This window comes from Spongiactinospora rosea (assembly GCF_003315795.1).
GTDB lineage: Bacteria > Actinomycetota > Actinomycetes > Streptosporangiales > Streptosporangiaceae > Spongiactinospora > Spongiactinospora rosea.
In genome coordinates, this window is the sequence record NZ_QMEY01000038.1 from 1 (window position 1) to 23,559 (window position 23,559).

The window sequence follows — 23,559 nt, forward strand, 5'->3', positions numbered from 1 at the left end:
CCCTCGACCACGACTCACTACGCGAACTGGTCCGCTGGCAACTCCGCCAAGGCTCCCACGGCATCTCCACCGGCGGCTCCACCGGCGAACCCTCCGCCCAGACCACCGACGAACGCCTCACCGCCATCACCACCGTCGCCCAAGAGACCAACGACACCGTCCCCTTCCTCCCCGCCACCGGCGCCGCCCACCTCCAAGACACCCTCCACCTCACCGACCACGCCGACCGCCACGGCGCCGACGCCGCCCTCATCATCACCCCCTACTACGCCCGCCCCACCCAAGAAGCCCTCTACCGCTGGTACGCCACCATCGCCGGCGAATTCCCCCACCTGCCCATCGTCATCTACAACGTCCCCTCCCGCACCGCCGTCGACATCCACCCCCAAACCGTCGCCCGCCTGCGCCACGCCCACGACAACATCATCGGCATCAAAGAGACCACCAAGGACTTCGAACACTTCTCCCGCGTCCTGCACCTATGCGGCCGCGACTTCCTCATGTGGTCCGGCATCGAACTCCTGTGCCTGCCCCTGCTGGCCATCGGCGGCGCCGGCTTCGTCTCCGCCGCCGCCAACCTCGCCCCCGCCACCGTGGCCCGCATGTACACCGCCCACACCACCGGCGACCACACCACCGCCCTGGACCTGCACTACGCCCTGCACCCCCTGGTCGACCTGCTCTTCGTCGAGACCAACCCCGCACCCGCCAAATGGGTCCTGCACCAGCGCGGCCTGATCGCCTCCGCACACGTACGGCCGCCACTGATCACACCGACCGAGCCGGGCATCGCCCGGATCAACGAACTGCTGCAGCTAAGTGAGGGACTCCAGTGAAGAGGCTGGAACACTACATCGGCGGCCGGCACACGCCGAGCCACTCGGGCGAGACGTTCACCGCGCTCGACCCCACGACGAACGAGCCGCACCTGGAGGTGGCCGCGGGCGGCGCGGCCGACATCGACGCCGCCGTGAGCGCCGCGCACAAGGCGTTCACCGACGGGCCGTGGCCGCGGATGACCGGCGACCAGCGGGCCGCGGTGCTGCGCAGGATCGCCGCCGCGATCGAGATCAGGGACGATGAGATCGCCGCCCTGGAGTGCCGGGACACCGGCCTGCCGATCACCCAGGCCAAGGGCCAGGCCAAGCGGGCGGCGCACAACTTCCGTTTCTTCGCCGATGTGATCACCACGATGGGCGAGGACGTCTACCGGGTGGGCGACGCCCAGCTCAACTACGTCGTGCGCAAGCCGGTGGGCGTGGCCGGGCTGATCACCCCCTGGAACACCCCGTTCATGCTGGAGACCTGGAAACTCGCCCCCGCGCTGGCGGCCGGTTGCCCAGTGGTGCTCAAGCCCGCCGAATGGTCGCCGCTGTCGGCGAGCCTGCTCCCGCAGATCATGGAGGAGGCCGGGCTGCCGGAGGGCGTCTTCAACCTGGTGCACGGCATCGGCGAGGACGCGGGCGCGGCGCTGGTCGCGCATCCGGACGTTCCGGTCATCTCCTTCACCGGGGAGAGCGGCACCGGCCAGACCATCATGCGCAACGCCTCGGCGCACCTGAAGACCCTGTCCATGGAGCTGGGCGGCAAGTCGCCGCTGGTGGTGTTCGAGGACGCCGACCTGGAGCGGGCGCTGGACGCGGCGGTCTTCGGGGTCTTCTCACTGAACGGCGAGCGCTGCACGGCCAGCTCCCGGGTGCTGGTGCAGGACACGGTGTACGAGGAGTTCGTGAACCGGCTGGCCGAGCGTGCCGCCCGGGTGCGGGTGGGCAGCCCGGACGACCCGGCGACCGAGCTCGGCGCGCTGATCCACCCCGAGCACTACGAGCGGGTGATGGAGTACGTGCGGATCGGGTCAGCTGAGGGGGCGCGACTGGTGGCGGGCGGCTCCCGGCCCGAGCACCTGCCGTCCGGGAACTTCCTGTCGGCGACGGTGTTCGCCGACGTCACGCCGGGGATGCGGATCTTCCAGGAGGAGATCTTCGGCCCGGTCGTCAGTGTCACGCCGTTCAGCTCGGAGACCGAGGCGATCGAACTGGCCAACGCCACCCGCTACGGCCTGGCCGCGTACCTGTGGACCAACGACCTGCGCAGGGCGCACCGGCTGGCCCGGTCGATCGAGGCGGGCATGCTGTGGGTCAACTCCCAGAACGTGCGCGACCTGCGCACGCCGTTCGGCGGGGTGAAGGCCAGCGGCGTGGGCCGGGAGGGCGGCCGGCACAGCATCGACGTCTACACCGAGTCGCACATCGTGCACGTGGCCACCGAGGACCTGCCGGTGCCCCGGTTCGGCGCGGCCTGATCGGCACGCCGGCTCTTCCGCTCGCGGCCGGAAACGCCGCTCCCCCTCCCCGGCGGTCGCCGGAGAGGGGGAGGGAGGGTGGATCAGACGCGCTGCCAAAGCGACGGCACGTTCGGGGGCTCCCAGCCGCTCAGGGCGGTGTGGGCCTGCAGGCACCGGTAGGTGGCGCCGTTGTAGATCGCCTGGTCACCGGCGTTGTAGGAGGTGCCGCTCACCCAGTTGGTCGCGGGACCCTGGGTCGGCGTCACGGTGGGGGTGGGGGTCGGCGTCGGCTCCGACGTGGGGGTCACGGTCGGCGTCGGAGTCGGCTCCGGACCGCCGGGGCCCACCTGGAGGTCGACACAGCTGTAGAACGCCATGCCGGTGTCGGCGACGTTCCAGATGGCCAGCAGCTTGATCCGGCCGGAGTGGTTGCCGAGGTTCACCGTGTGGTTCACGGTCCTGGCGGGCAGCCTGCCCCGGTCGTTGAACACCGCGACCCGGTCACTACCGATGAAGTACTCCCAGGTGCTGGTGGAGTGCGGCACGGGGACGCTCCACCGGAAGTTGACCGTGCTGCCGACGTTCGCAGCCGGCCACGCCCTGGAGTCGTCGCTGAGCGGAGCCCAGCGGGCGTCACCGGCGTGGCAGTTACGCTGGCCCTGACGGCCTTCGACGCTCTGCGGCTCCCAAATGATCTGGCCGCAGTTCCGGACCTTGCCGGAGGCGCAGTTCGCCTGGCGGCTCGGCGGGTCGGAAATGTAGCCGTGCGCCGACGCGGGCGGGGCCACGACCACCACCGTCGCGATGGTGGCTACCGCCGTGGCGAGGACTGTGAGCAATCTTCGCATCTCATACATCCTTCTTGCTGAGGGGTACATCAAATATAAAGTAAAGTTTCCTAACAGTAAACCGCTTTGCCAGGATCCGTCCCCTCGGCCGTCGCAGGCCCGCCAGGGCGGTGTGCCGACGTCCGCTCTCACCGCCCCCTGCGAACCAGAGACACCGTGTCGATTCGCCCATCTCGCTGATTGATCCACGCCCGAGACCGTCCGGCCGACGCTCGACCTGTGGCGGGCGCAGCCCTGGGGTCAGGGTTTCTGGAAGCCCGCCTTGGTAAGAACGTCACCGCCCTGGCCGGACAGCACCAGATCGACGAAGCGCCCGGCCAGATCGGGGGCGGGCGACCCGGCCAGGACGGTGATCGGGTAGTCGTTGGCCGCCTCGGCCGCCTCGGGGAAGGGGATGCCCCGTACCTTGCCGGAGGCGATCACGTCGGTGCGGTAGACCAGGGCGGCGTCCACCTCGCCCAGTTCGACCTTGGTCAGGGTGGCCTTGACGTCCTGCTCCAGAGTGACCGGGGTGACCTTGAGCCCGGCCGCGGACAGCGCCTTGGCCGCCGCCGCGCCGCACGGGACCTGCTCCGCGCACAGCGCGACCTTCACCCCGGACCGGGCCAGGTCCGCCAGGGCGGCGATGCCCGCCGGGTTGTCCGCGGGCACCGCGATCTCCAGGGTGTTGCGCGCGAACACGGCGGGCGACCCGGCCAGCGAGGCGTCCTGCACGGTCTTCATGGTCGCGGGACTTGCGGCGGCGAACACGTCGGCGGGCGCGCCCGCGGCGATCTGCTGCGCGAGTGTCGCGCTGGAGCCGAAGTTGAACCGCACCTGCGTGCCGGGGTGCCCGGCCTCGAAGCGTCTGCCCAGCTCGGTGAAGGTGCCCGTGAGCGAGGCGGCGGCGAACACGGTGAGCGACGCCGCACGCGGCGCGGAACCGGCCCCGGCCGCCGGAGCCCGTCCCCCGGTGCCGCAGGCCGCCAGCGCGAGCACCGCGATGAGCAGTACGGCCGGCAAGGACCGCCGGGGAGGACGCCTGAGCATCTGGAACTCCTTAGTGGCCCGCCGGGCGGGCGTTGTCGGGGATCTCCACGACGACGTTGGTGGACTTGATCACGGCGACCGCCATCATCCCCACCTCCAGCTTCAGCTCGTCCACCGCCTGGCGGCTCATCAGCGACACCACCCGGAACGGCCCGGCGGCGATCTCCACCTGGGCCATCACCGCGTCCTTGAGCACCTCGGTCACGATCCCGCGGAACCGGTTGCGCGCCGAGGAGAACCCGGAACCGCCCTCGGTGGCGACCTGGGCGCGCGCGAAGGCGGCGAGATCGGCGCCCGCCACGATGCGGTGCCCCAGCTCGTCCCGCCGCGCGGGCAGCCGCCCGGCGTCGATCCAGCGCCGGACCGTGTCCGCGCTGACTCCGAGCAGCGCAGCCGCCTCACTGATCCGGAACGTCGTCACGAAGCTCACCCTACCTTCGTATGTGCGGGCCGCAAGGCCACCTTTACCTTGCACCCTCCAATCGATCAGCGCAATCTCCGCCGCACCTGAGAGTCTGGGCCGAACATCGGCCTCCGGGGACGCGCTGATCGCCCGCTCAGGGTAGGGCACCCGGCGGGCGGATCTCGGCACGGAACGGTGTCAGAAGACCTGGATGAACGCCGAGACGACGGCCTCCCGGGCGGAGCTCTCGCCGTCGTCACAGAAGCCGTTGACCTGATGCTCGGCCCGGTCCGCGTCCTGCGGAATGCGAGCCGTGACAGTGCCCTTGCCATCGGCGAACTCGGCCCGCCGTGACCCGAACGTGGTGGGCCCGTCCACCGTCCCGCCCTTCGCCCCGGCCGGGCAGTAGAGCGTCACCGTGATGGACTGCCCGGCGGCGACACGGGCGGGGACGACATGAATGCCGACGGCATTCGCGGGCTCCGGCGCGACCAGCAGCGCACACGCGAGGGACAAAGCCGCGAGCGGGGCACCGAGACCACCGTCCATCGCACGCCCCTTCCAACGACCGCACTCCATTTCTGCTCCGACAAAATACGCAGAACACCCCAAACCTGCATTTATTTCGGCAATACCGGTCCCCCTCCGCCCCCGATCCGCGGCACCTGCCAGAGCACCCTGATCACGTCGCACACGCCCAGCGCCACCCCACGGACGCCCCACCGAGGCCGCCACCATGCGGAGGCATCGCCCCGGAGGGGCGGTGGGGGTGGCAGGGAAGTGGCCAATGGGTGGGCGGGGGGCCGGTTCAGCCGGCGCTCGGTACGGCGAAGGGGCATAGAACACGCGAAACGCCGAGCACAGGCAGGCAGTGAGCACGGTGACGCGGCGAGAGACGGCTTGCCGTACGTCGGGCGAAGCCCGACAAGAGAAACACGGCTGAGCGAAGCGAAGACCATTGGAACCGTAACCCCGCCGCAGGCGGGGGTGGCGCCCCGGAGGGGCGGTGGGGGTGGCGGGGAAGCGGCCAATGGGTGGGCGGGGGCCGGTTGAGGCGGTGCTCGGTAGGGCGAGTGGGCGACACATGCGAAAGGCCGGGGACAGGGCCGTCGCTGACCATCGTCGACGCCGGGCGGTACATCTCGGTGGGCGCAGGTCTGCGGTGATGCTTGGCGTCGGCGGTGGCGCGCCCGCCTGAGTGTCCACTGGGCCATGGCCAGGATGAAACGTCGAACCCCTACGTGGCACCCCCACCCAGGTTGAATGGCCCAGAAACGGCACAAGAGCGGAAATATCACCCGGTATAGGAATTATATTTGTCTGATGAACAATGTGGAGATCCGGGAGCTCCGCTACTTCGTCACCGTCGCCGAGGAGCTGAGCTTCAGCCGTGCCGCTCAACGACTCGGGATCGCCCAGCCGCCGCTTTCCCGGAGTATCCGGCGGTTAGAGGCCAAGCTCGGTACGCCGCTCTTCGAGCGCACCACCCGGCTGGTGACCCTTACCGCCGCCGCCGAAGAGCTGCTGGACTCCTCGCGTTCGGTGATCACGGCTTTCGACGCCGCGCTGCGACGGGCGCGGCGGACCGGGGGTGCGCGGCAGCCGTTGCTGGTGGCCGCTCGGTCCCGTGACGCCGGGCTGCTGGCCAAGATCCGGGCGCGGTACGAGTCGATGCCCGGCCGCCGGCCGCTCAGTGCGATGGTCACCGGCTGGCAGGACCCCGCCGTACTGGTACGGCGCGGCGAGGCCGACGCGGCCCTGCTGAGCAGCCCCTTCGACACCGCCGGTCTGGACGCCGAGCCGCTGCTCACCGAGCCGCGGGTGGCCGTGCTGCCCGCCGGGCACCGGCTCGCCGGACGCCGCAGACTGCGCAGGGCCGACCTGGCGGGCGAGCCCTTCCCGTACCGGCCGGGTGCGGAACCGGCGATGACCGCCTACTGGAGCGGCCGGGACCAGAACCCCCTCCCCCGCCGCCCGCTCCGGCACGGCCCCGCCGTCTGCGGCCTCGCCCAGATCCTGGAGGTGGTGGCGCTCGGCCGGGCCGTCGCCTTCGTGCCCGCCTCGGCAGCGGGCAGCCATCCCCGCGCCGACCTCGTCTATCTGCCGGTCTCCGACCTCAGTCCACGCGTGGTCGCGGTCGCCTGGCCACGGGCGGCGACCGCCCCCTACATCGCCGACTTCGTCAGAGCCGCCGAAGACCTCGCCGAAGAGGGCGGCTTCACCGCCTCACCCGGTACCCCCTGACGCTAGAAGCAGCCGGTCAGCCACTCCGCGGGACGCGATCCGCGAAGCACACCCAGCGTCCCATCGAGTGGTGTGAACAGGAACGTTCACAACGGACATCACGTAGGTCAGCCCCCTGGTCCAGCGGAAGGCCCACCACTTCCCGGGAGTTACGTCCCGCCGAGGGAGATAAAGAGGGAACCTTCAAAACCGGACATCGTCCAGGTCAGCCGCTCCGGCCGCAGGACAGCTCCGCCTTACGGGGACGATCCTCCGCAGCACACCCGGGATCCCCCATCGAGTGGCGTGAACAGGAGTGCCCAAACGGGGACATCACGCAGGTCAGCCGCTCCGGCCGCAGGACGGCTCCACCACTCCACGGAAGGATGATCCTCCGAAGCACCCGGCACCCCCCCGGGCGGCGTGAACAAGAACGTTCAGAACAGGCATCACGCAGGTTGACCAGCCATGGCTGTGGGGGCGGTGGGTCGCCGAGAGGCGTAAATGGGAACGTCCGAATCGGACACCGCGCAGGTCAGCAACTCCGGCTGCGGGAAGGTTCGATCACTCCGTAGGGGATGATCGTCCCTGGGATTCTCCGGGGAACACCGCGCGTTCCCCATCGCGCATCCGCGTATTTCCGCTGATTTCATGCCGGGCCAACCCGGGCGGCCATCCAGCTGAGGTTCGCCGCGAAACCGCACCCCGTGAGCCTCTGGCGGGCTTCCCGACGCCGGCAGTCATCCAGGGACGGCAGGAAAAGCGGCGAACATCCCACGCTATTGCCATCACAATGCGACGATTTATCTCGACATAAGCTCATCGAGCGATTAACTTCCCAACGTAACCAGATCTTTCGCGCCGAGTCGTGCGTAGGAGTCCCCTGTGGCAAACCTCCCTGGACCTTGGCAGGTGCCCGGTCACACCCATCTGCGGGAGCTGGGCTCTGGCGGCTCCGGGCGGGTGATGCTGGCGCGGCGGGATGCGGATGGCGTTGAGGTGGCGATCAAGTACCTGTCACCGCAGTTGCTCGCCGACGCCGACTTCGCCGCCCGGTTCCGGGAGGAGGCCCGGCTGATCTCCATGCTCGGTGGCCCGCACATCGCGCGGCTGCTCGACTATGTGGAGGGCGACGGCGGCGCGGCCATCGTGATGGAGCCGGTGGACGGGGTGACGCTGCGCCGCATGATCAGGGAGCGTGGGGCGACCGGGCCGCAGGCGGCGTTGGTGGTGCTCAAGGGCGCGCTGCTCGGGCTGGCCGCCGCGCATGAGGCGGGGGTCGTCCATCGCGACTTCAAGCCGGAGAACGTGCTCGTCACGGTCGCGGGCGACAGCAAGCTGGTCGACTTCGGCATCGCCGTACCGGCCGGGGCGCCGGAGGCGGTGGCGGGCTCGCCGCCGTACATGGCGCCGGAGCTGTGGGAGCAGGCGCCCGCGAGTGCGGCGACCGACGTGTACGCGGCGACCATCGTGTTCTTCGAGTGTCTGACCGGGCGGCGGCCGTTCGACGCGAGTGACACCGCCGTCCTCGCGCACCTGCACCAGAGCGAACCGCCGCCCGTGGACGAGGCGGCCGAGGCGGTGCGCGGGCTGCTGCGGCACGGACTGGCCAAGGACCCCGCCGACCGGCCGCCGTCGGCGGCGGCGTTCCTGGTCGAGCTGGAGGAGACGGCCCGCGACGCCTACGGCCCGGAGTGGGAACGCGAGGGCCGCTTCGGGCTGGGCGGCCTGGCCGCGCTGCTGATCGGGTTCGGCGTGCACGCGCCGCCGCAGCTCGCCGCGGGTTCCTCGCTGGCCCGTACGCTGCTCGGCACCACCGGCAAGGCGGTCATCGCGGGAACGCTGGCCACGGTCACCGTGACCGGGATCATCGCCGGAATGGCCGTGCTGAACGGCGCGCAGCGCGAGGCGACGCCGCCGCTCGCCGCGCCGCGCACACCCGCCGCCACCTCGGTCGCGTCGCCGCCGTCCGCTCTTCCCGAGCCGTCCGCGCGCGAGTCGTCGCCCGCCGAGCCGCCGCCTCTGGAGCGGTGGCCCTCGGCCGAGGCGTCGCTCCCGATCGCGGTGCTGCCCCCGCCCGCCCGGCCGACCGCCGCGGAACCGAGCCGTCCAGAACCCACCCGTCCGGAACCGAGCCGTCCGGAACCGTCCGCACCGGAGACGCGAAAGCCGCGCGAGCCGCAGGAGCCCACGCCCCCGCCGCAACAGCCGGAGCCGCAAGAGCCGCCACAACCGCAGGAGCCGCAGCCCGAGGAGCCCCGCCCGACGGTGACCCGGCCGCCCGCCGAGCCGGAGCGGCCCCCGGAGCGCCCGCCGGCCGAGGAGCGGGAGCCGCGCAGGCACCCGAACCTGCGGATCGAGATCTCCGCCTCGATCCGCCTGCCGCTGCTCAACGGCAAGAAGAGCCCGCTGCTCGACTCCGACCTGTTCCTCGACCTCACCACCAACCTGCTGGGGGCGTGCGTGATCCCCGGCTCGGTGCTGCTGGGCCGCGGGTGGGCCCGGCGCCGGGCCAGGAACGTGCGCCGCACCGGCCGTACCGGCACGGACTGACCCGCTACCCGGCGAGCAGCGCGGCGACGGCCTCCGCGGTCTCCGGATGGCGGGCCACCAACCCCTGCTCCGGCCCCGGCCCGTCGCCGCTCGCCCAGCCGCCCTCGCAGCCGAGCAGCGCGGCCACCGCGTCGCACGCCGCCGGGTGCCGGGCCAGCAGCCCGCCGACCGGCCCGGACGCCGCCACCGGAGGGGCGGCCGGGGCCGTGCGCGACCAGGGCGGGGTCCAGGTGTCCAGCGCGGCGACGTTCCCGGGGAAGGTCCGGCCCGCCTCGCGTACCAGCACGGGGACCATCTCCGGCGCCTCCCGTCGCAGTGTCGCGATGAGCATCGGCAGCCACGGCAGCAGCACCCGGTCGGGCAGTTTGGCGAACGCGTCGGACAGCAGCTCCACCACGTACGGCGTCAGGCCGGGAGCCGGGTCCAGCGCCTGCACGAAGCCGCTCATGTAGAGCGGGAAAGCGGGCACGACCAGCGGGTTGTCCAGCAGCTCCGCGCACCGGGCGCGCAGCTCGGCGCGGGGCAGCAGGCCGAGCTGCGCCTGGGCGGCCCAGGCCAGCGCCACCTTGGCCGGGGCCTCGGGGTGGGACTGGCGCACCGCCAGTTCGAGCTGGTTGCGGTCACAGCCGAGGGCCAGCGCCAGGCTCTCCATGCTGAACAGGAAGCCGAGCATCGCGGCCACCTGCCGGACGCCGGTCTCCTCGTCCACGAACGCGGTGGGCAGCAGCGTGCAGTAGTGCGCGTACCCGGCGGTGACGAACGCCTCGCACCAGGCGGGCAGGTCGGCCCCGGTGGCCCGGTAGTGCGCGAGCAGCCTGCGGATGCGGCGCAGCACCTCCGGCGCGTCGTCCACCGTGCGCTCGGCGGCCAGCAGGTGCACGGCCCGCTCGCCCAGCTCGTCGGTGAACCGCCGTGCGCCCAGGTAGAGGATCGAGTCCTCGACGGCCGCGAGCGCGACCGCCGCCGTGGCCGAGGGGTCGTGCACGCTACGGCGGAGCCGCTGTTCGACCACCTGCTCGACGGTGACGCCCTCGTAGCCGAGTTCGATGATCGACCGCTGCTGCCGGACGAGCGCGAGGTCCCAGCTCTCCTGGATGGGCCGCTCCCCCAGCCGCCGTTCGCCCATGATGGGCCGCACGGTGTCGTCCTTGAGCAGGTAGCGCAGCATCCACAGCAGGTGGGAGCACGGCAGCAGGTGCGGGTCGGCGGTGAAGTCGAGCAGCGCCCGCTGGATGGTCCGCTTGCTCAGGTCCAGGCCGAGCGGTTCCAGCCGGTCGAACACGTCGCGGGCCAGCGGGGGCATGGCGGCGTAGCCGACCTGGCCGATCCGGTCCCCGCCGAGCAGGATCTCGCACAGCCGCCGCACGTCCCTGCGGCCGGGGACGACGTCCTTCTCGATGCAGGTGATCGCGGCGTCCTGGAAGTCGTACGGCGTGGGCCTGGCCCGGCCGCGCAGCCCGGCGAGCAGGACGGACGTCTCGAACACGGCGATGGCGTCGGCGGTGCTGGACTGGTAGCCGTTGCGGCGGGCCAGCCGGACGATGTCCACGCACCAGCCGAGGAGTTCGCTTTCATCCAGCGCGTCGAGCGCGGGGGCGCTGGACAGGAAGCCGGACAGCCGGTCGGTGACCGGGCTGGGGGCGGCGGCCACGGGCAGCGGGCGGGCGGCCCGGCTCGGGTCCGCCGCCTTGCCGGCCAGTTTGTACGGCTTGACGCCGCCGCGCCGCAGCGCCTTCTCCCAGGTGGCCGCGGCTATCGACACCGAGCCGCCGGCCAGCCCGAACTGCGCCTCGATGGCCGAGTGGCTGGAGGGGATCAGGCCGTAGAGCCAGCGGGTGGCGGTGCGCGGGGTGATGTCGAAGCCGGGGCCTGTGGCTTCGAGCCCGAACTGCTCGACGTGGCTCGCGGCGTGGAAGGCGCCGCAGACGTAGAGGCAGTCGCCGGGGTCGGCGCCGGTGGCGGCCAGGTGCTCGCGCATCCTGGTCCACATGTGGCGCTCGCGGTCCTCGTCCACGGCCCGCCGTTCGCCGTCGGCGGGGGTCAGCCGCCGGAACAGGCTGCCGATCAGCACCATGACCTGGCGGTAGGTGTCGTAGTCCGCGCCCGAGAGGGGCTGCTCGACGTACTGGTCCCACCACTCCGACCAGTGCCGCACCTTGCCGTGGCGCAGCAGGTGCTCCTCCAGCTCGGCGAACCGGGGCCGCAGGTCGCCGATCTCGACGCCCACCGCGTCGCCGTGCAGCTCGGCCTCCTCGGGGGGCGTCTCCCGCTGCTCCGGGCCGGAGTCCTCTTCCGGGCGGGGCAGCCACTGGAAGACATGGTCGGCCGAGCGGTCCACGGCGACCAGTTCCACGCCGGGGGTGTCCAGGGCGTAGGCGATGGCCTGGTACTCCGCCGAGGACTCGGTGATCGGCGCGATGACGCTCAGCGGCCCCCAGCCGGACGGGAAGCCGTCGAGGTCGGTGGCGAACGCCTGGAGCGCGACCGGCAGCCGGCAGTTGCGCAGCTCGCCGAGCAGCGGGGTCAGGTCCTCGCACATCTCCAGGTAGATGACCTTGGGCTGCTTCTCGCGCAGCCGCCGGGCCATGGCCAGGGCCGAGGCGGGCGAGTGGTGGCAGACCGGGAAGATCTCCAGCTTCTCCCGCAGCGCGCGGTCCACGTCGTCCACCATCCCGGCGAGGATGCCGGAAAGGCCGCCGGGGGCGTCGGCGAAGGCGCCGGCCGCGCCGGCCAGTTGCTCGCGAAGCGGCGCGAACGGGCCGCCCGCCGTGGCTTTCATCACGGTGCGGCCCTCACGACAGGGTGGTGATGGCCTGGCGGCCGCCTTCGAGGAAGCCCGGCCAGTCGCCGCCGTCCTGCTTGCTGCGCGGTTCGACGACGCCGTGCCAGTACTTGTTCAGGATGGCCAGGTCCTCCGGGCTGCGCCGGGCCAGCGAGCCCACCAGGGAACCGCCCAGGGTCTCCGCGCGCAGCGTGCGGTCGCCGAAGAAGTGGCTGTGCAGGATGGCGTCCTCAAGGACGCCGATCTGCTCGGCCGTGGACAGCGCGGACTCCAGCCGCTCGTCGTCGCTGCTCGCCGCGGCCGCCGCGGCGCGCAGGTCGGCGAAGCTCTGCAGCAGGATGTCCAGCAGCGTGGGCGGCAGCTCCAGGTCGATCCGGTGCCTGCGCAGCAGTTCGGTGGTGCGGAAGCGGACGATCTCCGCCTCGCTCTTCTTGCTGGTGACGACCGGGACGCGGACGAAGTTGAAGCGCCGCTTCAACGCCGAGGACAGGTCGTTGACGCCGCGGTCCCTGCTGTTGGCGGTGGCGATGATGGAGAAGCCGGGCTGGGCGAACACGATGTTGTCGTCGTCGAGTTCGGGGATCGAGACGTACTTCTCGGACAGGATCGAGATCAGCGCGTCCTGGACGTCGCTGGTGGAGCGGGTCAGCTCCTCGAAGCGGCCGATGACGCCGCGCTCCATGGCGGTCATGATCGGCGAGGGGATCATCGACTGCCGGGACTGCCCCTTGGCGATCACCATCGAGACGTTCCAGCTGTATTTGATGTGGTCCTCGGTGGTCCCGGCCGTGCCCTGGACGACCAGGGTGGAGTTGCGGCAGATGGCCGCGGCGAGCAGTTCGGCCAGCCAGCTCTTGCCGGTGCCGGGGTCGCCGATGAGCAGCAGGCCGCGGTCGGAGGCCAGGGTGACGATGCTGCGCTCGACGAAGGAGCGGTCGCCGAACCACTTCTGCGGGATCTCCCGGTCCAGGCCGTCGGCGCGCTCGGACCCCAGGATGAACAGCCGGACCATCCGCGGGCTGAGCCGCCAGGAGAACGGCTTGGGGCCGTCGTCCACGGATTCCAGCCAGTCGAGTTCGTCGGCGTACTTGACCTCTGCGGGGGCGCGCAGCATGTCGTCGGTCATTTGGCGGGGTCTCCTAGGTGATGAAGCTCTTCAGCTCGGAAACGAGTTTGGTGATGTGGCCGGAGATGACCGGCGTGCCCATGTCCTTGAACCGCTGGCGGAACCACGGGTTGACGCTCTGCTGCCCGGAGCTGTTCACCGAGCCCACGGGGATGAACCGCACCCCGGACCGGTGGACCGCCGAGATGCCCTCGAACAGCGGCGCGGAACGGTCGAACTCATAGAAGTCGGAGATCCACACCATCACGGTGTTGCGCGGGTCGGCGATCTTCGGGCGGGCCATGGCCATCGCCACGGGCCCGTCGTTGCCGCCGCCGAGCTTGGTGCGCAGCAGTACCTCGAACGGGTCGTGGACCCACGGGGTCAGGTCGATCGCGCGGGTGTCGAACGCGATCAGGTGGACGTCCACCTTGGGCAGCCCGGCGAAGATGGAGGCCAGGATGGTGCAGTTGACCATGGAGTCGACCATGGAGCCGGACTGGTCCACGACGACGATCATGCGGGCGGGCGTGGTCCGCCGGGCGGTGTGCCGGTAGAACAGGCGGTCCACGTAGAGCCGCTGGTCCTCGGGGTTCCAGTTGGGGAGGTTCTTCCAGATCGTCCGGTCGATGTCCAGGTTGCGGAACACCCGCTTGGGCGGCACCGAGCGGTCGATGACGCCCGCGCTGGTCTTCTCCACCTGAGTGCGCAGCACCGCGGCGACCTCGTCCACGAACCTGCGGATCAGCGCCTTGGCGTTGGCCAGCGCGACGCCCGACAGGTTGTGCTTGTCGCGCAGCAACTGCTCGATGAGCGACATGCTGGGGGTGAGCCGCCTGGCCAGCGCCGGGTCGGCGAGCACCTCCCGCAGGTGCATCCGCTTGACCAGGTCGGCCTCCAGTCCGGCGAGCACGCCGCCGACCTCGTTGCCGCCCGGCCGCGCGCGTAGTTCGCCCGGTTCGTGGCCGAGTGCCCGTTCCAGCCATCCGGCGTCGTGCTGCCAGGCGGCGAGCTGGGTGGCGGTGGTGGCCCCCGCACCGGTGGAGAACACGTTGAGCAGCAGCTTGGACACCAGCGCGGCGCGGCGTACTTCGGCCTCGCCGGGGGCGTCCGAGCCGCCGGCGGCCTCGCCGCTCTCGCCCGTCTCGCCGGTCAGCAGGCCGTCGAACTCCGCGGCCAGCTCGGGGAAACGCTGCACCAGGGTGTCCACGGACTCGCCGGGGTCGAGCAGACCCGGGGGCAGGCCCAGGTCGTCCACGACACCCATGCTCGCGGTCTCCAGCGCGGGCTGCTCCTCGCCGTCGAACAGCCGGGCGAGCAGCCGCCAGTAGAGGACCTGCCGCCGGTTGGCATGGGCGGGCGCCGGTTCGTATCTGGGCTCGCTCATCGCCGCAGCAGCCGTCCGGCCCGCTCGCGCAGCACGGCCACCGCGTCGCCGGACCTGGCCTCGGCCTTGACGACCTTGGGGTCGGTGGGGCCGGTCGCCCACTCGCCGCCGTGCGCCACGACCGGCTTGCGCTTGACCGTGGCCTGTACGGCGAGCGGCTGGAGCAGCCAGCGCCCGGCGTCCCAGCGGACCAGCCCGACGCAGGCGGTGGAGGCCGCCACCAGTTCGGGGGTGAGCGGCCCGCAGGAGGGCAGCCGGTCCAGGTCGAACTCCAGGCGGGCGTCACCGAGCCGCAGCGCGGGCCGCTCGCCGCGCTCGACCGTGTAGTCCTCGGCGAGCACCGGTTCGGCGATGCGCACCGGGTGCCGGTCGAGGGCCGGTACGGCGGGCGCGAGCGCCCCGGCCAGCCGTACCCGGGCCACCGCGAACGGGTCGAACGGCTCGCCCGCCACGGCCCGGTCGTCGTGCCAGATCAGGTCGCCGGAGGCGAGCAGCGGCAGGTCGGTGACCTCCAGGACGTGCCGCCCGGCCAGCGCGCCGAGCAGCACCGGGTGCCCGTCGAACAGCCGCCACAGCGCCGGGCCGACGATCGTGTCCACCTTGGCCGCGGCGACGCTCGTGCGGACCAGGCGAGGCGGCTCGCCGCCCGCGGGCTCCAGCACGCCGTGGGCCTGGACCTGCACGGCGGTGGCGTGCTCGTGGACGTCCACTCCGAGGACGAACAGCCGTCCCGACACGACCTGGGCGTCCTCTCCGATGCCGGGCGCGGCCCCGGGCCGGGCCAGCAGCAGGGCGCGGGTCCAAAGGTCGGCCCATCGCCTGGCGGGCAGCCGGGGCATCGCCGCGACCGGGCAGCAGGCCCGCAGTTCGGCGGCCAGGCCGTCCAGCAGCACCGCCTGCCTGCGCAGCCGCGGCTCGTCCAGCAGGGCCTCGATGGCCTGGCCGCCGGAGGCGACGAGGTCATGGTCGACGCCGCGCCAGCCGGCGATGGCCAGTTCGCGCAGCCAGGACCGGGCTCCGGCGAACGGGTCGGCGGCGGGCACAGCGGGGGCGGCCGGTTCGAGGGGCGCGCGGGTACGGCCGAGCGCGGTGTCCAGGGAGCCGAGGAGCGCGTCGTGCGCCGCGCCGAGCAGCGCGGCGCGGGCCCCGGCCAGTACGGCGAGGTCGTCGTCGGTGACCGAGCCCGCGGCGGCCTTGGCGGCGGCGTCGGCCGCGCGGTCGCCGAGCGGCGTGGCCGCGACCGCGGCCGCCAGCGTGGACAGCGCCGCCGCCCGCTCCTCGCCGAGCCGGGCCAGGCCGTGGGCCAGCGCGTCGTCGAAGCCGTCCACCACGGCGAACGCCTCGGGCAGGCCGCCCGGCGCCTGGTCCAGCAGTTCCGAAAGGGGGGTGGCGAGCATCAGCGGGCCGCCCCGGTGGCCGGGAACCAGTGGAGTTCGGGGATCGGTTCGGTGGTGACCGGCAGTTCCAGGTAGGTGAGGTGGCGCAGGAACCGGCTGAACACCAGCGCCGCCGGGGCGGGCTCGCGCCCTCCCGTCAGCGCGCGGATCAGCTCGGCTCCGGTGTTCGCCGCGGGATCGACGTCGGCGCGCAGGTAGCGGGCGACGCGTTCGATGCCGTACTGCAGCACGGCCTCATCGGCCAGGGCGCGCAGGTGCTTGCAGGGCGAACCGCCCAGGCCGCCGCACGGGCGGTTGTTGTTGGTGCTGCAGTTGAAGCCGTGGCCGACGGCGGCGATCGAGGAGACGTACACCCGCTCGATGTCCGATCCGCTGGACACGACGCCCGAAAGGCGTCCCTCCGCCAGTTCGACGAAGGGGACCTTCGCCAGCTTGCGCGGCCGGGCGGGCGGCACCACCCGCGCCACGCTGCTCGTCTCCCACGCGGTGGTGTCCGCGTCCACTGTGCCCGACCTCCAGCCCCGAACGGCCCGCGGACGCCCACCGGGCGCCGGCAACGCGTTTCGGCCGTTCCGCGAACCGGTAACTTACCCCATCGCCCGTTTCGCGGCGGACGCGTCGGCGAAGTCGGCGGATCTTGGTCCGGCACGGGACGTGCCCGGCGCTTTCGCGCCGGGCACGCCGGGAAGGTGACGGACGAACGGGATCAGCCGGTCGTCAGGGTCAGCCCATACGCGCTGAGGATGGGGTTGACCGGCTGGTGGAAGGTCGTGCCGCCGCTGCTGCAGTTGCCCGAGCCGCCGGAGGTGACGCCCTGGGCCTGGTTGCCGGAGATGAACGAGCCGCCGGAGTCACCGGGCTGGGCGCACGCGGAGGTGCGGGTGACGCCGCGGACCGTGCCCTGCGAGTAGGTCACGCTGGTGTTGTGCTGCTGGATGGTGCCGCAGCGCCATCCGGTGGTGGAGCCGGAGCGGCAGATCGACGCGCCGACGGACGCCTGCGTGGAGCCGCGGACGGTGACGTTCTGGCCACCGGAGCCGCGCACGTACGGCGTGGAGGTGTTGCCGGGGGCGGAGACGTAGGCGTAGTCGCTGCCCGGGAAGACCGAGCCCACGAAGGTGCCGGTGGGCTGGGTGGTCCGTGCGCCGGTCCGCCCGCAGTGCCCGGCGGTCACGAAGCCGGGGGTACCGCCGCGGGTGGCCGAGAAGCCGATCGAGCAGCGGCTGGAGCCGATGTAGTACGCGGCGCCACCGACGATGTTGATGTAGGTCTGCGGGCGCTCGGCGGACACGACCACGCGGACCTGGCTCTTGTCCACGCCCGCCGCCGAGATGAGGGCCTCGGCGTCGGCCTGCTGCTGGGCGGACACCACGACCGAGTTGGTCGCCACGTCCACGTACCACAGCGAGGCGCGGGCCTGGGCGGGTGCGGGCGCCTGGTCGAGCCGGGCCTTCAGCGCGTCGAGCTGCGCCAGCGAACGGGCCGCGAGCACCGGCTGGGCGCCCTGGGCCTCGATCGCGGGGGCGGCCGCGGCGTCGGTGGTGGCGACCAGGAGCCTGGAGGCGTCGTGGTTCAGCCAGGCTCCGGCGTAGGAGCCGCCGAGGGTGGCGGTGAGCTTGGACTCCACCTTGGCGGCGCGTTCCTCGTTGGCCAGCCGGACCCGGACCTGCTGCTCGGTCAGGCCCAGGTCGCGCTCCAGCGCGTCGATCATCGCGGGCGGCGCGGGGTCGGCCGGGGCCGCGATGACGTCGGCGGCGGCCGGGGCCGCGGTGGCGGCCAGGCACAGGGCGGCGATGGCCGCGCCGATGATTACCGAGCGTTGACTTGACATATGCACTCCTTGCTGGGGGTGCTGTCAAGTTAACGGCGGAAAACGAAAGGGGGATGTACTGAATTACTCCTATCGCGGTGTTATGAGTAGCCCCACCTCCCCCGATGCCTCAATCCGGGCGCGGCGCGGGATTCGCGGTCACGGATCTCAGCAGCGGCCGGGTGAGCGCACCGGCCCCGACGACTCCGGCGAATCCGAGTACCAGGCAGCCCACCAGTACCACCACGCCCGTGACGCTCACCGCACCGGCCATGATCGGCAGCCCGCACACCACTCCGGCCAGCACCGAGCCGCCGCCCATCACGGTGAGTGGGATCAGCGTCTCCGCGCGCCGGGCCCGGTCCAGCACCGAGAGCGGCGTGCCCGCCAGGCGCAGCAGCGCGTAGGTCTGCCTGCGGTCCAGGATCGAGGAGGCGGCGGTGATCCCCGCGCTGGCCACGGCGACCAGGAACGACACGGTCAGCACCACGATGGTGCCGGTGCGGACGTCGTTCAGGAGCATGCCGCCCTCACGCCCGTCGTCGGCGGGCGAGGTGGCCGAGTGGCCGGGCGAGAGGCCCGCGAGCGCGGTGCGGGCCCGGTCCACGGTGGCCGGGTCGTCCCGCTCCAGCTTGGCGGTGAGCAGCCGGGCCGCCGCCTTTTCCGTGTCCTTTTCTGAGCCCTTTTGGGTGCTTTTTCCGCGGCCTTTTTCTGAGCCCCCGGGCGCGCTCTTTCCGGGCTCGTCGACCACCACGGTGGCGCGTACTCCGGCCGCGGTCAGCCGGGCGTCGGCCGCCTTGGCGACCGCCGCGACCTCCCGCGCGGGCACTTCGAGCCGCAGCTCCCCGGCGGGCCGCTCCCCCATCATGCCGCCGGACGGCGACAGCAGGCCCAAAAATCCGGCGACGAACCCGGTGAGCGCGACACCGCTGACCGTCCGCCACGCCGCGCGCGGGTCGTCCACCAGCCGGCGGCCCGCCAGCAGCCGGGCGGGCCCCCTGGCCGTCGCGGTGGTGATCCGGCCGATCAGCCCGACCACCCACGGGCCCGCCAGGTTGATCGACAGGAACCCGAGGCCGAGCATGATGATGAACGCGCCCCAGCCGATGCCGCCGATCATCGGCGCGGCGGCCAGTACCGCGAGCGTCACCACGAGCCTGATCGCCCGCATGCCCGGCGGCGTCTGCCGCCGCGCCACGCCCAGCGGGCTCACCACGACCTGCCGCAGCCCGGCCACCGCGGACAGCCCGACCAGCAGCGGCACGGCCAGCAGCACCCCCGCCACCGGCAGCGCGCCCGGCCACAGGTCGCCCGCGTACCAGCCGCCCCCGCCGATCGGGATGTGCGCGAGCAGCGGCACGGCCAGGGCGTACACGACCAGCCCGGCCAGCGCCCCCGCGCCGGCCACGACCACGGCCTCGGCGACCGTCATCGACACCACCTGGCCCGGCGTCGCGCCGACCAGCCGCAGCGCGGCCAGCCGCTGGTCCCGCCGGGCCACGGTGAGCCGGGCCGCCGCCCCGCCGAACACCAGCAGCGGGACCACCACCAGCACGGTCGCGATCAGCGCGAGGATCCGGTAGCCGGAGGCCATCTCGCCGTGCTCGCCGCCGAACCCGGCGACCCGGGTCGGCGGGATCGCGTTGAGCGGGCGCTCCGAGCCGGGGGCCGGGAGCGCCATCGCCGGGTCGTCGGCCGCGCGGCCCACCACCGCGACCAGTTCGTCCCCGTGCACCAGCCCCGCGTCCCCGATGATCCGCACCGGCCCGGCGGGGAACCGCCCGGCCAGCTCGGCGGGCGGCAGTTCGCGGGCGAGCGCGGCCAGCGCGGGCGACATCCACACCTCTCCGGGCGCGGGGACGTGGGCCAGCCCCGCCGGCGGCGCGATCCCCGGCCGCAGCGCGGCGATCTCCACCAGGGAGATGATCCGCTCCCCTGCGTAATCCGGACGCGCCGACTGGACGGCCACGGCCGCCCCCTGCGCGGCGACCGGATTGCGCCACGCCCCCCGATCGGCACGGGCCTCGAAGGCGATGTTCATGCCCACCGCGAACAGCAGGAGGGCCGTGGACACCGCGACCGCCGCCAGCGTCAGCCCCGCGCCGACGAGCCCCCGCGCTCCGCCGCCGCGTAGCAGCCGCCAGCTCAGCCGAAGGGTGTTCACCTCGGCACCCCCGCCGCGGGCGCGCCGGAGACGATCAGCCCGTCGCGCACCTCGACGACGCCGTCACACCAGCGCGCCACCTCACGGTCGTGCGTCACCAGCACCAGCGAGGCCCCGTTGCCGCGGGTCGCCTCCACCAGCAGGTCCATGGTGGCCTGGCCGGTGGCCTGGTCCAGGGCCCCGGTGGGCTCGTCGGCGAACACCACGGCGGGGCCGGTCACCAGCGCGCGGGCGATGGCCACCCGCTGCGCCTGTCCCCCGGACAGCTCGCCGGGACGGCGCTGCTCCATGCCGGCCAGCCCGAGCGGCCCGAACCAGGCCATCGCCTGGTTCACCGCGACGCCGCGCGGCACGCCGCCCAGCATCAGCGGCAGTGCGACGTTCTCGACCGCGGGCAGTTCGGGCAGCAACTGCCCGAACTGGAAGACGAACCCGAACTTGGTGCGGCGCAGCGCGCTGCGCTCCCGCTCGCGCATGGTGTCCACCCGCTGCCCGAGCAGGATCACCTCTCCCTCGTCCGGCTTCATGATCCCGGCCAGGCAGTGCAACAGGGTGGACTTGCCCGACCCCGACGGGCCCATGATCGCGACCGACTCCCCGCGCTGCACCCGCAGCCCGACCCCGGCCAGGGCGGTGGCCGGCCCGAACCGCTTGACCAGGGCACGGCCTTCGAGAACGACTCCTTCACTCATACGCACGACCTTGCCGGACCGGCGGGCGCGGCCGGATCGGCCATCAGGCCGCCCCGGCGGCCAGGTGATCGGCCGAAAGTCGTACTTTCACCGCGCGGCCTGACATGCGCGGCGGATCGGGGGGAAGGCCATACCGGACGCGCGCCGACCGCGCGGATACCCGGAACAGGCCCCGCCACCAGGCATGATGGTCGCCGGATCGGTCGAAGGGATGATCATGGACGTCGTTTCTCTGGTCACCGGCGCCAACCGGGGGATCGGCCTGGAGGTCTGCCGGCAGCTCGCCGCCGCCGGGCACACGGTCGTGCTCACCGCGCGGTCGGCGGACAAGGCGGAGGCCGCCGCCCGCGACCTCGCGGGCGAGGGGCTGCCGGTCCATCCGATGCGGCTCGACGTGTCCGCCCAGGGCGAGCCGGAGCGGGCGGCCAAGGAGCTGGCCGGCCGGTTCGGACGGCTGGACGTGCTGGTCAACAACGCCGCCATCGCCTACGACACCTCACAGCGGGCGTCGGCGGCCGACCTGGGCGTGGTGCGGACGGCCCTGGAGACCAACCTGTACGGCGCGTGGCGTACCGTGCTCGGCCTGCTGCCCCTGCTGCGGGCGAGCGCCCGCCCGAGGATCGTCAACGTCTCCAGCGGCGCGGGGTCGCTCACCACCATGGGCGGCGGCACCCCCGCCTACCGGGTCTCCAAGGCGGCGCTCAACGCGCTGACCCGGATGCTCGCCGACGAGCTGCGGGTGGAGGGCATCCTGGTCAACGCGGTCTGCCCGGGGTGGGTGGCCACCGACATGGGCGGCCGGGGCGGGCGGCCGGTGGCCGAGGGCGCGGCGGGCATCGTGTGGGCCGCCACGCTGCCCGGCGACGGGCCGACCGGCGGGTTCTTCCGCGACCGCAAACCGGTGCCGTGGTGAGGCAGGGTCAGCGGCCGCGGAACCTTCCGTGCCCGCCGCGTTCCCCGCGCCGGTCGTACCTCTCGTACTCGCGGTTCCACACCTCGCGTCCCTCGCGCACGTACACCGGCTCGCCCACGCCCACCATCCGGTAGAGGCGGTCGGCCACGTGCATGGGCAGCCGCACGCAGCCGTGCGAGGCGGGCCGCGGCGGGACCTTGGTGGAGCCGTGCATGGCGATGCCGCCGTTGAAGTACAGGGAGTTGTACATCGAGCCCAGCGGGCCGGTGGTCCAGCCCGGTGACCTGCTGGTGACCCGGTAGTCGCCGACGGGGGTGATCGCGTCGCCGCACCTGCCGTTGTGGCAGTAGTGGACCTCCGCGCCGGTGGAGACGTGCGAGACGAGCACCGGGCGGTGCGCGCGGTAGACCGTGAGGAGCTGGCGGCCGAGGTTGATCTCGACCCGGTCGGCCGCGCCGGACGGGACCATGGCCTGCGGCGCCCGCCTGCGGTCGATGGCCCGCAGGACGTACTCGTCGGCGACCCCGCGCGTGGGCAGCCCCCTGGACTTCTGGAAGGCCCACAGGGCGGTCGTCGTCTCCCCCCCGAACCGCCCGTTGACCGGGCCCGGGTCGAAGCCGAGCCGGTCCAGCGCGCGTTGCAGGCGTTTCACCTCCATCCCCCGGTCACCGGGGCGCAGGACCTCGGGAGAGGCGGCGGCGGCCGGTGCCGCCACGGCGATCCCGGCCGCGCCCGCGGTCCCGGCGAGGGCGAGGACGGCGGCGAAAGGCGCTACATATTTCATCACAATCCATTGATTACCCGGAATGCACGAGAAAGCAGCCTAGATCCATCTAGATAGGTCGCAAAGTTTCCCTCATTCCCCCCAACATATCCGGATAAAACGGATATCGCGTACTACTCCTTGCTATTCTCAATTAACGCCTCACAAGTGGGCTAGAATCGCGATGCCGTAGGGCACGTAGGGATTTCCGTTTACTGTGACATCCATTGCCGTAGGCTAGGAGATATTCGCGCGTGGCCATCTCTACCTGGGGGTATCCCTGGACTGCCCCGCTATCGCGAGGTAACGGTAGATCGGTCCTATGGGATCGTGATTGACACGGGAATCACATGACTTCTCAGACTAAGAGATGGGCTCCGGTGCTTCGCTCCGGTTCGCGCGCCCTCGCCACGGCGGCCGCCCTGACGCTGGCGGGCGCCGCGCTTGTCGCGGCGTCCCAGACGCCCGCCACGGCCGGCACCGAGGCCATCAGCACGCAGATCAGCATCACCGGCGAGAAGCCGCTGCTCGGCTGCCGGGGCCGCTGGTGCGGCCGCCGCTGCTGGCACCGTCCCTGCTGGCGTCACCGTCACCACCGTCACCACCACCACGGGCACCACAAGGGCCAGCGCGGCGAGCGCGGTCCGGCCGGTCCCACGGGCCCGGCGGGTCCCGCCGGTCCTGCCGGGCCGCCTGGACCTCCCGGGCCGCCTGGAAAGAAGCACGATGACAAGTGGTCGGACGACAAGTGGTCCGACGACAAGTGGTCGGACGACAAGAACGACGACAAGTGGAACGACGACAAGTGGTACGACGAGGACGAGACGTCCACGCCGACCATCGGTGAGGACAAGAAGTCCAAGAAGCCGAAGTCGAAGCCGAAGAAGGACACCTGGGAAGACAAGAAGAAGGAGTGGGAGGACTCCGAGGACTCCAGCGGAGACTCGGACGACGACTCCGACGACACCACGAGCGGCAACTCCGACGCCGCCGAGTTCTTCCGGTGGGTGCTGGAGAGCGAGCGGGCCAGCGGCTCCCAGGGGAGCAGCCGGACCAGCGGCAAGGCGCCTTCGAGCGCGCCCGCACAGGCGAGTTCGCCGCAGGCGAGCTCCCAGCCGGTGTCGGCTCAGTTCCCGGTTCGCCCGGCGATGTGAGTCCGGCCGACGGATTCAGGTGCCGCGCCCGGGCCTGCCCAGGCGCGGCACC

The 23,559-nt window shown here is 72.3% G+C and carries 19 protein-coding genes; 6 read left to right on the forward strand and 13 right to left on the reverse strand.

The window, feature by feature from the left end:
- Both dapA and hpaE read left to right on the forward strand, forming a co-directional pair.
- The coding region (dapA, locus tag DP939_RS42220; protein ID WP_113986473.1) for a 4-hydroxy-tetrahydrodipicolinate synthase at positions 1 to 836 on the forward strand (836 nt) is incomplete at its 5' end.
- Entirely contained in the window at positions 833 to 2,302 is a 1,470-nt protein-coding gene (hpaE, locus tag DP939_RS42225) for a 5-carboxymethyl-2-hydroxymuconate semialdehyde dehydrogenase (protein WP_113986474.1), read from the forward strand. The genes dapA and hpaE, both read left to right, overlap by 4 nt.
- Positions 2,303 to 2,385: 83 nt before the next feature.
- Here hpaE and DP939_RS42230 read toward each other — a convergent pair whose 3' ends face one another.
- The 4 genes from DP939_RS42230 to DP939_RS42245 all read right to left on the reverse strand — a co-directional run bounded on the left by DP939_RS42230 (position 2,386) and on the right by DP939_RS42245 (position 5,113).
- Complete coding sequence (locus DP939_RS42230; protein WP_113986511.1) at positions 2,386 to 3,132, reverse strand: lytic polysaccharide monooxygenase; 747 nt, start codon at positions 3,130 to 3,132, stop codon at positions 2,386 to 2,388.
- 240 nt (positions 3,133 to 3,372) lie between these two features.
- Positions 3,373 to 4,161, reverse strand: a complete 789-nt coding sequence (gene modA, locus DP939_RS42235) for a molybdate ABC transporter substrate-binding protein (RefSeq protein ID WP_113986475.1) — start codon at positions 4,159 to 4,161, stop codon at positions 3,373 to 3,375.
- A gap of 10 nt (positions 4,162 to 4,171) precedes the next feature.
- Positions 4,172 to 4,582 (reverse strand): TOBE domain-containing protein, encoded by a 411-nt coding sequence (locus DP939_RS42240; RefSeq protein WP_113986512.1) that lies wholly within the window; start codon positions 4,580 to 4,582, stop codon positions 4,172 to 4,174.
- A gap of 180 nt (positions 4,583 to 4,762) precedes the next feature.
- Positions 4,763 to 5,113: a hypothetical protein gene (locus DP939_RS42245; RefSeq protein ID WP_113986476.1), complete on the reverse strand. Its 351-nt coding sequence runs from the start codon at positions 5,111 to 5,113 to the stop codon at positions 4,763 to 4,765.
- Positions 5,114 to 5,887: 774 nt separating this feature from the next.
- On the opposite strand from DP939_RS42245, the gene DP939_RS42250 reads away from it, so the two are divergent.
- On the forward strand, positions 5,888 to 6,808 hold the full coding sequence (locus DP939_RS42250) for a LysR family transcriptional regulator (RefSeq protein WP_113986477.1): 921 nt from the start codon (positions 5,888 to 5,890) through the stop codon (positions 6,806 to 6,808).
- Between the two features lie 864 nt (positions 6,809 to 7,672).
- The gene (locus tag DP939_RS42255; protein ID WP_147268358.1) at positions 7,673 to 9,340 is read left to right on the forward strand and encodes a serine/threonine-protein kinase; all 1,668 of its coding nucleotides are present in this window, start codon (positions 7,673 to 7,675) and stop codon (positions 9,338 to 9,340) included.
- A 4-nt stretch (positions 9,341 to 9,344) separates the two neighbouring features.
- Here the strand turns inward: DP939_RS42255 and DP939_RS42260 are convergent, their stop codons facing one another.
- The 8 genes from DP939_RS42260 to DP939_RS42295 all read right to left on the reverse strand — a co-directional run bounded on the left by DP939_RS42260 (position 9,345) and on the right by DP939_RS42295 (position 20,677).
- Complete coding sequence (locus DP939_RS42260) at positions 9,345 to 12,119, reverse strand: DUF5682 family protein (RefSeq protein ID WP_113986479.1); 2,775 nt, start codon at positions 12,117 to 12,119, stop codon at positions 9,345 to 9,347.
- 13 nt (positions 12,120 to 12,132) lie between these two features.
- Positions 12,133 to 13,248: an ATP-binding protein gene (locus DP939_RS42265; protein WP_113986480.1), complete on the reverse strand. Its 1,116-nt coding sequence runs from the start codon at positions 13,246 to 13,248 to the stop codon at positions 12,133 to 12,135.
- A 13-nt stretch (positions 13,249 to 13,261) separates the two neighbouring features.
- Positions 13,262 to 14,614, reverse strand: a complete 1,353-nt coding sequence (locus DP939_RS42270; protein ID WP_113986481.1) for a VWA domain-containing protein — start codon at positions 14,612 to 14,614, stop codon at positions 13,262 to 13,264.
- Complete coding sequence (locus DP939_RS42275; RefSeq protein ID WP_113986482.1) at positions 14,611 to 16,011, reverse strand: hypothetical protein; 1,401 nt, start codon at positions 16,009 to 16,011, stop codon at positions 14,611 to 14,613. Before DP939_RS42275 ends, DP939_RS42270 begins: the two co-directional genes overlap by 4 nt.
- Entirely contained in the window at positions 16,011 to 16,514 is a 504-nt protein-coding gene (locus DP939_RS42280) for a hypothetical protein (protein ID WP_199565778.1), read from the reverse strand. The genes DP939_RS42275 and DP939_RS42280 overlap by 1 nt, the downstream gene beginning before the upstream one ends.
- 203 nt (positions 16,515 to 16,717) lie before the next feature.
- The gene (locus DP939_RS42285; protein ID WP_113986483.1) at positions 16,718 to 17,842 is read right to left on the reverse strand and encodes a S1 family peptidase; all 1,125 of its coding nucleotides are present in this window, start codon (positions 17,840 to 17,842) and stop codon (positions 16,718 to 16,720) included.
- A gap of 109 nt (positions 17,843 to 17,951) precedes the next feature.
- Positions 17,952 to 19,985 (reverse strand): FtsX-like permease family protein, encoded by a 2,034-nt coding sequence (locus DP939_RS42290; RefSeq protein ID WP_113986484.1) that lies wholly within the window; start codon positions 19,983 to 19,985, stop codon positions 17,952 to 17,954.
- A complete protein-coding gene (locus tag DP939_RS42295; protein WP_113986485.1) occupies positions 19,982 to 20,677 on the reverse strand; it encodes an ABC transporter ATP-binding protein in 696 nt (231 codons plus the stop codon). Before DP939_RS42295 ends, DP939_RS42290 begins: the two co-directional genes overlap by 4 nt.
- Positions 20,678 to 20,894: 217 nt before the next feature.
- Here DP939_RS42295 and DP939_RS42300 point away from each other — a divergent pair, with 217 nt between their 5' ends.
- Entirely contained in the window at positions 20,895 to 21,590 is a 696-nt protein-coding gene (locus DP939_RS42300; protein ID WP_199565779.1) for an SDR family oxidoreductase, read from the forward strand.
- Positions 21,591 to 21,597: 7 nt separating this feature from the next.
- On the opposite strand, the gene DP939_RS42305 is transcribed toward DP939_RS42300, so the two are convergent.
- Complete coding sequence (locus DP939_RS42305) at positions 21,598 to 22,374, reverse strand: L,D-transpeptidase family protein (protein ID WP_113986486.1); 777 nt, start codon at positions 22,372 to 22,374, stop codon at positions 21,598 to 21,600.
- Between the two features lie 359 nt (positions 22,375 to 22,733).
- On the opposite strand from DP939_RS42305, the gene DP939_RS46570 reads away from it, so the two are divergent.
- Positions 22,734 to 23,507 carry a hypothetical protein gene (locus DP939_RS46570; protein ID WP_158578974.1) on the forward strand — a complete coding sequence of 258 codons (774 nt, stop codon included), beginning with the start codon at positions 22,734 to 22,736 and terminating at the stop codon, positions 23,505 to 23,507.
- Positions 23,508 to 23,559 lie beyond the last annotated feature (52 nt).

Bases quoted from the DNA above. Each gene is read 5' to 3' on its own strand.
- DP939_RS42230 (WP_113986511.1), bottom strand. From the start codon at position 3,132: ATGCGAAGATTGCTCACAGTCCTCGCCACGGCGGTAGCCACCATCGCG.
- modA (WP_113986475.1), bottom strand. From the start codon at position 4,161: ATGCTCAGGCGTCCTCCCCGGCGGTCCTTGCCGGCCGTACTGCTCATC.
- DP939_RS42245 (WP_113986476.1), bottom strand. From the start codon at position 5,113: ATGGACGGTGGTCTCGGTGCCCCGCTCGCGGCTTTGTCCCTCGCGTGT.
- DP939_RS42250 (WP_113986477.1), top strand. From the start codon at position 5,888: ATGAACAATGTGGAGATCCGGGAGCTCCGCTACTTCGTCACCGTCGCC.
- DP939_RS42260 (WP_113986479.1), bottom strand. From the start codon at position 12,119: ATGAAAGCCACGGCGGGCGGCCCGTTCGCGCCGCTTCGCGAGCAACTG.
- DP939_RS42265 (WP_113986480.1), bottom strand. From the start codon at position 13,248: ATGACCGACGACATGCTGCGCGCCCCCGCAGAGGTCAAGTACGCCGAC.
- DP939_RS42270 (WP_113986481.1), bottom strand. From the start codon at position 14,614: ATGAGCGAGCCCAGATACGAACCGGCGCCCGCCCATGCCAACCGGCGG.
- DP939_RS42275 (WP_113986482.1), bottom strand. From the start codon at position 16,011: ATGCTCGCCACCCCCCTTTCGGAACTGCTGGACCAGGCGCCGGGCGGC.
- DP939_RS42285 (WP_113986483.1), bottom strand. From the start codon at position 17,842: ATGTCAAGTCAACGCTCGGTAATCATCGGCGCGGCCATCGCCGCCCTG.
- DP939_RS42295 (WP_113986485.1), bottom strand. From the start codon at position 20,677: ATGAGTGAAGGAGTCGTTCTCGAAGGCCGTGCCCTGGTCAAGCGGTTC.
- DP939_RS42300 (WP_199565779.1), top strand. From the start codon at position 20,895: ATGGACGTCGTTTCTCTGGTCACCGGCGCCAACCGGGGGATCGGCCTG.
- DP939_RS42305 (WP_113986486.1), bottom strand. From the start codon at position 22,374: ATGAAATATGTAGCGCCTTTCGCCGCCGTCCTCGCCCTCGCCGGGACC.